Source organism: Geodermatophilus sp. SYSU D00879 (assembly GCF_054050375.1).
This window is the reverse complement of the sequence record NZ_JBJGZF010000018.1, coordinates 72,921-84,910: the sequence shown is the minus strand read 5'-3', so window position 1 is coordinate 84,910 and position 11,990 is coordinate 72,921. Positions and strand designations below refer to the sequence as shown.

Here is an 11,990-nt window from a genome sequence, read left to right as displayed (position 1 = left end):
CCCCCGCCCCCCCCCCCCCCCCCCCCCCCCCCCCCCCCCCCCCCCCCCCCCCCCCCCCCCCCCGCCCCCCCCCCGCCCCCCCCCCCCCCCCCCCCCCCCCCCCCCCCCCCACGACTCCGACCTGATCAACCGGGGGCTGGCCGCCGGGCTCGGCTACCGCGGCACCTTCGGGCACGAGGCGGAGGAGTCGCTGGACGAGCTGCGGGCGACGTTCACCCGCAAGGCGCACACCGCCGCCGTGGAGCGGGCGCTCACCGCCCTGCTGCGCGCCGACCCGGCGGCCGACGTCCGGGCGGTCACCCTCGGCGACCTCCCGGCCGACGCCGCGGACGGCCTGCGCCGCCGGCGGGCGGCCCTCGGCCTGCCCGTCGACGACGCCGCCCCGGTGCTGCTGCGCGAGGACGGCACCCGCCCGGGCCCCGACGACGCGCCGACGGTGCTGCGCCGGGCCCGCTCGGTGCGGATCTCCGTCGACGGCAACGCGCACTTCTGCCGCGGCCTGCTCACCACCCGCTACCCCGGCTCCGAGGCCGACCAGACCCCCTGTCCCGACGAGCGTCCGCTCATCCCCCTGGAGGTGCTGCCATGAAGGCCGTCCGCGTCGTCGGCTACCACGAGCCGCTGCAGATGGACGACGTCCCGAAGCCCGAGGTGACCGGCCCGCACGACGTGGTCGTGCGGATCGGCGGGGCCGGGGTGTGCCGGACCGACATCCACATCCTCGAGGGGCAGTGGGCGGAGAAGTCGCAGGTCAGGCTGCCGTACACGATCGGCCACGAGAACGCCGGCTGGGTCGACGCCGTGGGGGACGCGGTGACCAACGTGGCCGTCGGGGACAAGGTGATCCTGCACCCGCTGGTCACCTGCGGGCTGTGCCGCGCCTGCCGCGCCGGGGACGACGTGCACTGCGAGAACTCGCAGTTCCCCGGCATCGACACCGACGGCGGGTACGCCGAGTACCTCAAGACCTCGGCGCGCAGCTGCGTGAAGATCGACGAGTCGCTGGAGCCGGCCGACGTCGCCGCGCTCGCCGACGCCGGCCTGACCGCCTACCATGCCGCGGCCAAGGCGGCCCGGCGGCTGCGCCCCGGCGACCGGTGCGTGATCATCGGCGCCGGGGGGCTGGGGCACATCGGCATCCAGGTGATGGTCGCCCTCTCGCCGGCAGAGCTGATCGTCGTCGACCGGAACCCCGAGGCGCTGAAGCTGGCGCAGTCAATCGGGGCCGACCACACGGTGCACGCCGACGGCGGGCAGGTGGAGCAGGTCCTGTCGCTGACCGGCGTGGGCGGCGCGGAGGTCGTCATCGACTTCGTCGGCGAGGGCGGCTCCACCGCCGAGGGGCTGGCGATGACCCGGCGGGCCGGCGACTACCTGGTGGTCGGCTACGGCGAGAACATCGACGTGCCGACCATCGACCTCATCTCCAGCGAGATCAACATCCTGGGCAACCTGGTCGGCAGCTACAACGACCTGGTCGAGCTCATGGCGCTGGCCGCCCAGCAGAAGGTCACGCTGCACACCCAGCGGTACGCGCTCGACGACTTCCAGACCGCGATCGACGACCTGTCGGCCGGACGGGTACGGGGCCGCGCGATCCTCGTGCCGTGAGCGGGCGCGGCCCCCGGCCCGCCCCGGCCGGGGGTCGCGTCCCCGCTCGACTTCCTACCGCTCGGCGTCCTGGCGCTCGATGTCCATCCGCTGGACGAGGTCGCCGGTGAACCGGTAGACGTGGCGCACCGTCTCCCGGGAGAGCACCGCGCCGCCGGTGTCGCGCACCGTCACGGCCACGGTGACCGCGACCGAGCCGTCCGGGCGCTCCTCGACGCCGGTCGGCCGCACCAGCGGGCGGATCTGCGCCCACTGGCGCTCCCAGTAGTCCCGCACGCCGTCGTGGCCGTGCACGCGGCCGCCCTCCCAGCCGTTGGGCCAGTCGACGTCGGGGGCCATGGCGGCCACCACCGCGTCGAGGTCGCGGGCGGTGAAGGCCCGGTAGAGCGAGCGGAGCAGGGCGGGGCGGTCCGGGGCGGTCACGGGGCGCGACGGTGGCACACCGGACCTCCCTCCGGGGGGAGCGCGCGCACGCGCGATGCTGGTCGTCCGTCCACCCGACAGGAGTGACCATGACGCTCGCCGCCCCGCGGCCCCCCGCCACCGGCTCGGACGACGCCGCGCTGCGCGAGATCGAGCAGCGCGTGCTGTGGCTGGCCACGGCGATCGTCGACCACGCCAACCGGGTGCGCCCCAACCCGAGCGGGCTGAAGGTGGGCGGGCACCAGGCGTCCAGCGCCTCGATGGTCACGATCATGACCGCGCTGTGGCTGGAGCAGCTGGCCGCCGACGACCGGGTGAGCGTCAAGCCGCACGCCAGCCCGGTGCTGCACGCGCTGGAGTTCCTGCTCGGGCAGCTGGACGCCTCGTGGCTGACCACGCTGCGCGAGTTCGGCGGGCTGCAGTCCTACCCGTCGCGGCTGAAGGACCCCGTCCCGGCGGACTACTCGACCGGCTCGGTCGGCATCGGCGCCACCGCGCCGGTCTGGGGCGCGCTGGCCCGCCGCTACGTCAACACCCAGTTCGGCGCCGGCGGCACCGGCCGGCAGTGGTCGCTGGTGGGCGACGCCGAGCTGGACGAGGGCGCCGTGTGGGAGGCCGTGCTCGACCCGATGGTCGCCGAGCTCGGCGAGGTGAACTGGATCGTCGACCTCAACCGGCAGTCGCTGGACCGCGTCGTCCCCACCATGGGCGCCACCCGGCTGCAGGGCATGTTCACCGCCGCCGGCTGGCAGGTCCTCACCGTCAAGTACGGCGCGCTGCTGGAGGAGCTGTTCACCCGGCCCGGCGGGCCCGCGCTGCGCGACCGCATCGACGGGATGAGCAACGCCGAGTACCAGCGGCTGCTGCGCCGCACGCCGGCGGAGGTCCGCCGCGAGCTGCCCGGGGACGGGCCCGGCGCGGCCGCGATCGCCGAGCTGGTCGCCGGGGTGCCCGACGCCGACCTGGTCGCCGCGGTGCGCAACCTCGGCGGGCACGACCTCACCGCGCTGCGGCAGGCGTTCGCGCGGATCGACGACACCCGCCCCACCGTGGTCATCGCCTACACGCTCAAGGGCTACGGGCTGGCCACCGAGGGCCACCCGCAGAACCACTCCGCGCTGCTCACCGAGGCCCAGCTGCACGAGCTGGCCGCCCGGGTCGGCGTCGACCCGGCGCGGCCGTGGGCCGGGTTCCCGGCCGGCGGCCGCCCCGCCGGGCTGCTCGCCGCCGCGGCCGCCCGGCTGGCCCGGCCGCCGGTCGACGACGCCGTCGTCCCGCCCGTGCCGGCGGACCTGGGCCGCACCCCGTCGGGCACCGCCACGACGCAGGCGGCGCTCGGCCGTACGCTGCTCGACCTCAACCGCGCCGCCCCTGAGGTGGGCCGGCGGGTGGTCACCGTCAGCCCCGACGTGTCCAGCTCGACCAACCTCGGCGGCTGGGTGAACAAGGTCGGCGTCTGGTCGCACGAGGACCGCCGCGACTGGTTCGCCGACGACGCCGAGACGATCCTGCACTGGCGGGAGAAGCCCTCGGGCCAGCACGTGGAGCTCGGCATCGCCGAGACCAACCTGGTCGGCGCCATCGGCGAGCTCGGCGCCACCTGGTCCCGGTGGGGCCAGCCGCTGCTGCCGGTCGGCGTCCTCTACGACCCGTTCGTCGAGCGGGCGCTGGAGCCGTGGTCGTTCACCATCTACGCGGGCGGGCAGTCGCTGCTGGTCGGCACGCCGTCGGGGGTGACCCTGGCGCCCGAGGGCGGCGCGCACCAGTCGGTCACCACGCCGTCGATCGGGCTGGAGCAGCCCGGCTGCCTGTCCTACGAGCCGGCGTTCGCCCTGGACACCGAGTGGTGCCTGCTCGCCGCGCTCGGCCAGATGGGCCGCTCCGGCGGGCAGTCGGCGTACGTGCGGCTGTCCACCCGGCCGGTGGACCAGGCGCTGGCCGCGGTGCCCGCCGACCCGGCCGCCCGGGAGCGGCGCCGCCGGCAGGTGGTGGCCGGGGCCTACCCGCTGCGCCGGGTGCCGCGCCCGGCGGTGACGCTGGCCGCGATGGGCGCCGTCGTCCCCGAGGCGCTGGCCGCCGCGGAGCGGCTGGACGGGCTCGGGTTCCCCGCCGACGTCGTCGTGGTGACCAGCCCGGGGCTGCTGTTCCGCGCGGTGCAGGCCCGCCGTGGCCTGGACGACGCCGCGCCCTGGGTGCTCGACGGGGCGTTCCCCGCGGACCGGGCCACGCCGCTGGTCACCGTGCTCGACGGGCACCCGCACACGCTGGCGTTCCTCGCCGGGGTCCGCGGGGTGCCCGCGGCGCACCTGGGCGTCACCCGCTTCGGCCAGAGCGGCGACCTCGACAGCGTCTACCGCCACCACGGCCTCGACGTCGACTCGCTGGTCGGCGCGGCGCTCGACCTCGTCGACTGAGCGTGCGCGCGTTCGTCGTCACCGGGCCGGGCGAGGGCGGGGTCGCCGAGGTCGAGGAGCCGGTCGCGGCGCCGGGGGAGGTGGTCGTCGACGTCGAGCGGGTCGGCGTGTGCGGCACCGACGTCGAGTTCTGGACCGGCGAGATGGCCTACCTGCACCAGGGCCACGCCGCCTACCCGGTGCGGCTGGGCCACGAGTGGGCCGGCACGGTCGCCGCGGTGGGGGAGGGGGTCGACCCCGGCTGGGCCGGCCGGCGGGTCACCGGCGACACCATGCTCGGCGACGGCACCTGCCGGCGCTGCCGGCGCGGGCAGCAGCACGTGTGCGCGCGGCGGCAGGAGGTCGGCATCCGCGGCGGGCGGCCCGGCGCGCTGGCCGAGCGGCTGGCGGTGCCGGCGCGGTCGCTGCACGCCCTGCCCGACGCGGTCGACGCCGCCCTCGGCGCGCTGGTCGAGCCCGGCGGCAACGCGCTGCGCGCGGCCCGCGCCACCGCCGCCGGGCCCGGCGACCGGGTGCTGGTGGTCGGGCCGGGCACGATCGGCCTGCTGACGGCGATGTTCGTCCGCGCGGCCGGCGCGGAGGTCCACCTGCTGGGCGTCACGCCCGGGTCCCTGGACTTCGCCCGCGGCCTCGGGTTCGCCGCCGCCGGCACCGTGCCGGCCGGGCCGTTCGACGCCGTCGTCGACGCCTCCACCGACGCCGGCGCCCCCGCCCGGGCGCTGGAGCTGGTCGAGCCCGCCGGCCGGGTGGTCTACATCGGGCTGGCCGGCCGCGCGAGCGCCGTCGACACCCGGGCGCTGGTGCTCGGCGACGTCACCGCCGTCGGCGTGCTCTCCGCCTCGCCCGGGCTCGCCGACACCGTCGCCGCCTACGCCGCCGGCACCGTCGACCCGCGGCCCCTGGTGGCCGCCACCGTGGGGCTCGCGCAGGTCGGCGAGGTGCTCGCCGGGCGGCGGCCGGAGGGGTCCGGGCCCGGCCCCAAGATCCAGGTCGACATGACGTCCTGACGACCGGGGTGCCGCGCGCAGCGGCGGGACGCGCGTGTGGGAGCGTTCCGCGTGTGATCGGACACGAGGACCTCGCCGTGCGGACGCTGGGTCCGTGCCGCATCGACTCGCCGCTGGCGGAGCGGCTGGCCGCGCGGGAGACCACGCAGCACTCGGTGGAGGAGGACGACCGGATCCTCTTCGACGACACGCTGTCGATGGCCGGCACCCGGGGCGTGCCGGTCGACCGGCTGCCCAGCCTGGAGCCGGGCGGGCCGCGCAAGCGCATCTACTTCGACCCGGCCAAGACCCGGGTCGGCATCGTCACCTGCGGCGGGCTGTGCCCCGGCCTCAACGACGTCATCCGCGGGCTGGTCCTCGAGCTGTGCCGCCACTACGGCGTGCGCCGGATCGTCGGGTTCCGCAACGGCTACCGCGGCTTCATCCCGCACTACGGCGAGGACGTCGTCGACCTCACGCCCGAGGTGGTGCAGCACATCGACGACGAGGGCGGCACCATCCTCGGCACCTCGCGCGGCATGCAGGACCCCGAGGAGATCGTCGACGCCCTGGAGCGGCTGGCGATCAACGTGCTGTTCGTCATCGGTGGCGACGGCACGATCCGCGGGGCGATGGAGGTCGTGCGGGTCGTCGAGGAGCGCGGCCTGAAGATCGCCGTCGTCGGGGTGCCGAAGACCATCGACAACGACATCCCCTACATCGACCAGAGCTTCGGCTTCCAGACGGCGATGTCGGAGGCGACCAAGTCGATCCACGCCGCCAGCGTGGAGGCCCGGTCGGCGCCCGGCGGCGTCGGCCTGGTCAAGCTCATGGGCCGGCACTCGGGGTTCATCGCCTGCTACTCGACGCTGGCCAAGGACGACGCCGACTACGTGCTCATCCCCGAGGTGCCGTTCGCGCTGCACGGCGAGCACGGCTTCCTCGAGCACCTGCGCCGCCGGGTGGAGGAGCGCGGGCACGCCGTCGTCGTCGTGGCCGAGGGCGCCGGGCAGGAGCACATCGAGGAGCACGAGCCCGGCCGCGACGCGTCGGGCAACGTCCGGCTCGGCGACATCGGGCGGCTGCTGCGCCGGCTGATCACCGAGCACCTCGACGACGCGAAGGTCGAGAACAACGTCCGCTACTTCGACCCCAGCTACGCCATCCGCAGCGTGCCGGCCAACCCCTACGACAGCGCCTACTGCCTGCGGCTGGCGCACGCCGCCGTGCACGCGGCGATGGCCGGCCGCACCGAGGTGATCGTGGCCCGCCGCCGGCGGCGGTTCGTGCACCTCCCGATGTCCCTGGCGGTCAGCCGGCGCAACCACGTCGACCCGCTGGGCGACCTGTGGATGTCGGTGCTGGAGGCCACCGGGCAGCCGGTGCGCTTCGAGTAGGGCTCACCCGCCCGGGTGGGATCCCGGGATCCGGCTCCCCGCCGGCCCCGCGTCTGCCGATGGACCCGTGTCAGGTGCAGCTCACCAGCGACACGAGGGACGACATGGACACGACGGGACGCTCGACGACGCGACGGGGCCGCCTCGCGCGGGGACTCGCGGCCACCGCGGTCGGGGCGGTCCTCGCCCTGACCCCGGGGGTCGCCGGGGCGGCGCCGAACCGGTCGGACCCGCCGGACGTGGTGCCCCTGGTCGACTGCGTCGTCCGGCACGACGACGGCAGCTGGACGGCGGTGTTCGGCTACGACAACCGCACCGGCGAGACGGTGGACATCCCGGTCGGCCCGGCCAACCAGGTGACGCCGGCCCCGCTCGGGGAGCCGCAGCCGACGACCTTCGAGCCCGGGGTGCGGCACGCCGTGTTCTCCGTGACCGTCGAGAACGGCGGCGGGCCGATGTGGCACCTGGGCGAGACGAACCTGGCCGCCCGCAAGGCCGACGCCGCCTGCCCGCCCTCGACGCAGATGCCGGCCGAGGGCAACGGCACCGGGCTCGCGATCGGCGTCGCCGTGGCCGGCGGGGTCGGCGCGGTGCTGCTGCGGCGGGCCCGCCGCCGCCCCGCCTGACCTCGCTCCCTCGTCCGCGGCGGGTGACGCGGCCGGAGCCCCTGCTGCGGAGGCTGGGCCGCGGGAGCGCCCTCGTCGCGGCCCGCCCTCCCGGCGACCCGCGCCGCCCGGGGGCGGGAGGGACGCGGTGGTGCGATGGACCGCACGGTCGACCGGACCCGGTCCGGCACCCCGGAGAGCTACACCTGGCCGCTGCTCACGGTCGTGGTGGTCATCCTCCTGCAGGTCCTGATCCCCGCCGGCTACCGGGTGGGCCCGCCGCTGCTCGTCCCGGTCGTGGAGGGGATCGCGCTGCTGGTGCTGCTGGGCATCGCGGCCCGGCCCGGGCCGGTGCCCCGCGGCGCCCGGTCGCTGGTGCTCGCGCTGTTCGGCACCCTCGTGGTCGCCAACGCCGGCGCGGCCGCCCGGCTCGTGGTCCTCGTGCTGGACGGCGGCGAGGTCGACCACGTCCCGCTCACCGCCGACCGGCTGCTCGTCGCGGCGGCGCTGGTCCTGCTGGTCAACGTGGTCACCTTCGCGCTGGTCTACTGGCAGCTGGACGGCGGCGGGCCGGCCGGCCGGGTCGCGGAGCCGCCGCCCCACCCCGACTTCCAGTTCCCCCAGACCGACGCGCCCGGCCTCGCGCCGCCGGGCTGGCGGCCCCACTTCGGCGACCACCTGTACGTGGCGTTCACCAACCTGGTCGCCTTCAGCCCGACCGACACGCTGCCGCTGACGCTGCGGGTGAAGGGCCTGATGGCGCTGCAGTCGCTGATCTCCCTCGGCGTCCTCGTGGTGGTCCTCGCCCGGGTCATCAACATCCTGCCCGGCTGATCCGCCCGGTTCCCCGTCCGGCACCCCCGGGGCCAGGATCGACCCGCGCCCGGCGCCGCCGGGTGCGGGGAGGAGACCGCCATGGCCAACCACGTGTACCGGCTCACCGAGGTCGTCGGCAGCAGCCCGACCGGCGTCGACGACGCGATCCGCACCGCGATCGGCAAGGCGTGCCAGACCATCCGGAACGTCGAGTGGTTCGAGGTCCAGGAGGTGCGCGGGCAGGTCGCCGACGGGGAGGTCGCGCACGTCCAGGTGACGCTCAAGATCGGGTTCCGCGTCGAGGACTGACCGCTCCCCGTGCGGGCACCGGCCCGGGCCGGGGCGGTGGGACACTGGGGACGTCGGCCGGCGTGGGCCGTCGTGCCCCTGCTCCCTGCCCGAGAGACCTGCCGTGACCCTCCCTGCCCCTGACGCCCGGACCGACCTGCGCGCGGTGCTCTTCGACATGGACGGCACGCTGGTGGAGTCCGAGCAGCACTGGGGACACGCCCTGTTCGCCCTCGCCCGGCGCCTGGGCGGTGAGCTCAGCGCCACCGCCCGCGAGGCCACCGTCGGCACCAGCATGGCGGCGTCCATGGCGGTCCTGCAGGCCGACCTCGGGATCGAGCGCACCCCCGGGGAGACGAGCGCCGACGTCGCCTGGGTGGAGGAGACCGTCGCCGGCCTGCTCGCCACCGACCTGCACTGGCGGCCCGGCGCGCGCGAGCTGCTGGCCGAGGTGCGCGCCGCCGCGCTGCCCACGGCCCTGGTGACGACGACGCCGCGCCGCCTGGCCGACGTGGTCATCGCGCACATCGAGCGCGCGTTCCCGGACGTGCCGCCGTTCGACCTCACCGTGTGCGGCGACGAGGTGCCCGCCCGCAAGCCCGACCCGGCGCCCTACCTGCAGGCCGCCGCCGCGCTCGGCGTGGACCCGGCCGACTGCGTCGTCGTCGAGGACTCCGCGGCCGGGGTGGCCGCCGGGCTGGCCGCGGGCGCCACCGTCCTCGGCGTGCCCGCGCTGCAGCCGCTGGAGCCCGCGCCGGGCCTGGTGCTGCGCGACACGCTGGCCGGCGTCGGGCTCGCCGACCTGGAGGGGCTGCTGCTCGGGCGGGACGCCGCGCCGCGCCGCTGACCCCTCAGCCGGCCGGCACGACCTCCCGGCCGCGGGAGACCACCAGCCGCACCCGCTCCAGCGCCGTCACGTCGACGGTGGGGTCGCCGTCCACCAGTAGCAGGTCGGCGTCCAGGCCGGGCGCCAGCCGCCCGGTGCGCCCGCCGAGACCGCAGGCGGCGGCCGCCGCGGAGGTCGCCGTCGCCAGCGCCTCCGGGGCCGGCACGCCGCCGCCGGCGAGCGAGGCGACCGCCCGCGGCAGCAGCCCGTGCGGCTTGCCGGGGCCGATGCCGGCGTCGACGCCGCTGACGATGCGGACGCCCGCGCGGTGCATGCGGGCCGCGTCGGCGGCGCGCGCCGGGTCGGTGATGTCCATCCGGGCGAGCAGCTCCTGGATCCGCGGCGGCGGCACCACGCCGTCGGCCAGGCCCAGCGTCGGGCAGACGGCGGTGCCCGCGCGGGCGAGCTGGCCGGCCAGCGCCGGCGGGACGCCCCAGCCGGTGGCGGTCTGGCACGAGCAGTGCTCGATGCCGTCGACGCCGGCGGCCAGCACCTGCCGGACGGCGGTCAGCGCGTGCGCGTGCGCGGTGACCGGCAGGCCCAGCCGGTGCGCCTCCTCGACGACGGCGCGCACCTCGGCGGTGCTGAACTGGCAGGCGGTCATGTCGGTGCCCGCGGTCATGACGCCGCCGCTGGCCATCATCTTGACGACGTCCGCGCCCCGCTCGGCGCGCTCGCGCACCGCGGCCCGCAGCGCCTCGACGCCCCGGACCACGCCGCCCATGCCCGCGCAGTGGCCGGCGGGGCAGGTCAGCGGCGGGCCGGAGGCCACCACGGTGGGGCCGTCGGCCGGCGCGCGCTCGACCACCGCCCAGCCGACGTCGCCCAGGTCGCGGACCGCCGTGACCCCGGCGGCCAGGTGCTGCTGCAGGGCGGCGGCGACGATCGCGTCCACCTGCGCCGGCTCCAGCTCGGGGAGCTGGTCGAGGGCGCGGGGGCCGTTGTCGCCGCAGAGGTGCACGTGCGTGTCGACCAGCCCGGGCAGCAGCGTGGTGCCGGGCAGGGCGGTGACGGGGACGCCGTCGGGCGGGGCGGTCCCGGCGGGCTGGACGGCGACGATCCGGCCGTCGTCGACCAGCACCAGGGCGCCGTCGCGCCGCACCCGCTCGCCGTCGAAGGCCCGGTCGGCCCGGTAACCCCGCATGCCGGTCCTCCTGGGTGGCGGGAGCAGCCGACGCTAGGGCCGGCCGCGCCGGCCGGTCGACGGGGACCGGCGCGTCTCGTTCACCCCACCCGTCTCGTGCCCGACCGTTATCCCCAACTCAGGTGCCGACTGTGTCGGCCGGCTGCGAGCAGAGGGAGAGCACCTGCCGGGGGACCGCCCGGCGCCACGGCCCGGTGATCACGGAGTCCCGGGGGGGGGGGGGCGGGCGCGGGGGCGGGGGGGGGGCCCGGCGGCCGCGCGGGGGTCGGGGGGGGGGGGGGGGGGCGGGCGGGTGGCGACACGCCGGACGGCGACGGCGTGTCGCCACCGCGGCTCCGTGATCGTTCCGGGCGTCCGGGCAGCGTCCGCCGGGACGCGGGACCCGGGAGTGGGCGCCGGGTGCGTCAGTCGCGCTCGACGATCGGCAGCGTCGCCCAGCCGGCCCGGGCGGCGGCCTCGGCGGGGAACGGCGGGGGAGTGCCGCCGAAGGAGGGGCACAGCGCCTGGTGGTCGCACCAGTCGCACAGCCGCGTGCGGTTGGGCCGGAAGTCACCGGTGGCCACCGCCCGCTCGATCGCCGCCCAGATCGCCAGCAGCGTCCGCTCGAAGCGGACCAGCTCGGCCTCCTCGGGGGCGTAGGTCAGCGCGTCGCCGTCGCCGAGGTAGATGAGCTTGAGCTGGGAGGCCACCACGCCGCGGGTGCGCCACAGCACCAGCGCGTAGAACTTCATCTGGAACAGGGCCTTGGACTCGAACGCCTCGCGCGGCATCGAGCCGGTCTTGTAGTCGACCACCCGCAGCGCGCCGTTGCGGGCGACGTCGAGCCGGTCGACGTACCCGCGCAGCAGCAGCCCGTCCGGCAGGGTCACCTCGACCAGCTGCTCGCGTCCCTCCGGCTGGATGCGGGTGGGGTCCTCCAGCCGGAAGTAGGTCTCGACCAGCTTCCCGGCCGAGTCCAGCCAGCTCTCCAGCGACGGCGGCTGCTGCCCCTCCTCGCCGGCGGTGAACAGCGCCTCGACCTCGGGGTCGGCGCGCAGCTCGTCCCACGCCGGCGCCACCAGCCCGCGGGCCGCCTCGACGGTCCGCTCGGCCGGCGGCAGGTCGTAGAGCCGCTCCAGGACCGCGTGCACCAGCGTGCCGCGCACCGCCGCGGCGCTCTTCTTCTCCGGCAGCCGGTCGATGGTGCGGAACCGGTAGAGCAGCGGGCAGGTCTTGAAGTCCGCCGCCCGGCTGGGCGACAGCGAGGGCCGGCGCGGGGCCCTGCCCCCGTCGGGAGCCTGCTCGCCGCCGTCGGACGCCGTGTCGGGGAAGACCGTGCCGCTGCGCGCCGGGTCCTGCGCCACTGCCGTCATGCACCCGACGCTACGACGCCCCGCCGACAGTTCCGAGTCCCCGCGCCGGGCGGACCCGTCCCGCCGCT

At 76.8% G+C, this 11,990-nt stretch carries 12 protein-coding genes; 9 read left to right on the top strand and 3 right to left on the bottom strand.

Annotated elements, in window-relative coordinates:
* The first annotated feature begins 238 nt into the window (after positions 1-238).
* Both ACI79B_RS19695 and ACI79B_RS19690 read left to right on the top strand, forming a co-directional pair.
* The gene (locus tag ACI79B_RS19695) at positions 239-589 is read left to right on the top strand and encodes a hypothetical protein (RefSeq protein ID WP_457000237.1); all 351 of its coding nucleotides are present in this window, start codon (positions 239-241) and stop codon (positions 587-589) included.
* Positions 586-1,611 (top strand): NAD(P)-dependent alcohol dehydrogenase, encoded by a 1,026-nt coding sequence (locus ACI79B_RS19690; RefSeq protein WP_456929020.1) that lies wholly within the window; start codon positions 586-588, stop codon positions 1,609-1,611. Before ACI79B_RS19695 ends, ACI79B_RS19690 begins: the two co-directional genes overlap by 4 nt.
* A 54-nt stretch (positions 1,612-1,665) precedes the next feature.
* On the opposite strand, the gene ACI79B_RS19685 is transcribed toward ACI79B_RS19690, so the two are convergent.
* Positions 1,666-2,034: a nuclear transport factor 2 family protein gene (locus ACI79B_RS19685; RefSeq protein ID WP_456929019.1), complete on the bottom strand. Its 369-nt coding sequence runs from the start codon at positions 2,032-2,034 to the stop codon at positions 1,666-1,668.
* Between the two features lie 89 nt (positions 2,035-2,123).
* On the opposite strand from ACI79B_RS19685, the gene ACI79B_RS19680 reads away from it, so the two are divergent.
* The 7 genes from ACI79B_RS19680 (at position 2,124) to ACI79B_RS19650 (ending at position 9,387) form a co-directional block, all read left to right on the top strand.
* The gene (locus ACI79B_RS19680) at positions 2,124-4,448 is read left to right on the top strand and encodes a transketolase-like TK C-terminal-containing protein (protein WP_456929018.1); all 2,325 of its coding nucleotides are present in this window, start codon (positions 2,124-2,126) and stop codon (positions 4,446-4,448) included.
* Between the two features lie 2 nt (positions 4,449-4,450).
* Entirely contained in the window at positions 4,451-5,455 is a 1,005-nt protein-coding gene (locus tag ACI79B_RS19675) for a zinc-dependent alcohol dehydrogenase (RefSeq protein ID WP_456929017.1), read from the top strand.
* 53 nt (positions 5,456-5,508) lie between these two features.
* Positions 5,509-6,831, top strand: a complete 1,323-nt coding sequence (locus tag ACI79B_RS19670) for an ATP-dependent 6-phosphofructokinase (protein ID WP_456929016.1) — start codon at positions 5,509-5,511, stop codon at positions 6,829-6,831.
* Between the two features lie 104 nt (positions 6,832-6,935).
* Positions 6,936-7,457: a hypothetical protein gene (locus ACI79B_RS19665; RefSeq protein ID WP_456929015.1), complete on the top strand. Its 522-nt coding sequence runs from the start codon at positions 6,936-6,938 to the stop codon at positions 7,455-7,457.
* Between the two features lie 135 nt (positions 7,458-7,592).
* Positions 7,593-8,270 (top strand): hypothetical protein, encoded by a 678-nt coding sequence (locus tag ACI79B_RS19660; protein WP_456929014.1) that lies wholly within the window; start codon positions 7,593-7,595, stop codon positions 8,268-8,270.
* An 81-nt stretch (positions 8,271-8,351) separates the two neighbouring features.
* Positions 8,352-8,561, top strand: a complete 210-nt coding sequence (locus tag ACI79B_RS19655; protein ID WP_456929013.1) for a dodecin — start codon at positions 8,352-8,354, stop codon at positions 8,559-8,561.
* Between the two features lie 103 nt (positions 8,562-8,664).
* Positions 8,665-9,387 (top strand): HAD family hydrolase, encoded by a 723-nt coding sequence (locus tag ACI79B_RS19650; protein WP_456929012.1) that lies wholly within the window; start codon positions 8,665-8,667, stop codon positions 9,385-9,387.
* Positions 9,388-9,391: 4 nt separating this feature from the next.
* On the opposite strand, the gene ACI79B_RS19645 is transcribed toward ACI79B_RS19650, so the two are convergent.
* Together ACI79B_RS19645 and ACI79B_RS19640 are read right to left on the bottom strand one after the other, a co-directional pair.
* A complete protein-coding gene (locus tag ACI79B_RS19645) occupies positions 9,392-10,570 on the bottom strand; it encodes an amidohydrolase family protein (RefSeq protein WP_456929011.1) in 1,179 nt (392 codons plus the stop codon).
* Positions 10,571-10,974: 404 nt separating this feature from the next.
* Positions 10,975-11,922: a RecB family exonuclease gene (locus tag ACI79B_RS19640; RefSeq protein WP_456930482.1), complete on the bottom strand. Its 948-nt coding sequence runs from the start codon at positions 11,920-11,922 to the stop codon at positions 10,975-10,977.
* Positions 11,923-11,990 lie beyond the last annotated feature (68 nt).

Bases quoted from the DNA above. Each gene is read 5' to 3' on its own strand.
- ACI79B_RS19690 (WP_456929020.1), top strand. From the start codon at position 586: ATGAAGGCCGTCCGCGTCGTCGGCTACCACGAGCCGCTGCAGATGGAC.
- ACI79B_RS19655 (WP_456929013.1), top strand. From the start codon at position 8,352: ATGGCCAACCACGTGTACCGGCTCACCGAGGTCGTCGGCAGCAGCCCG.
- ACI79B_RS19640 (WP_456930482.1), bottom strand. From the start codon at position 11,922: ATGACGGCAGTGGCGCAGGACCCGGCGCGCAGCGGCACGGTCTTCCCC.
- ACI79B_RS19645 (WP_456929011.1), bottom strand. From the start codon at position 10,570: ATGCGGGGTTACCGGGCCGACCGGGCCTTCGACGGCGAGCGGGTGCGG.
- ACI79B_RS19665 (WP_456929015.1), top strand. From the start codon at position 6,936: ATGGACACGACGGGACGCTCGACGACGCGACGGGGCCGCCTCGCGCGG.
- ACI79B_RS19680 (WP_456929018.1), top strand. From the start codon at position 2,124: ATGACGCTCGCCGCCCCGCGGCCCCCCGCCACCGGCTCGGACGACGCC.
- ACI79B_RS19660 (WP_456929014.1), top strand. From the start codon at position 7,593: ATGGACCGCACGGTCGACCGGACCCGGTCCGGCACCCCGGAGAGCTAC.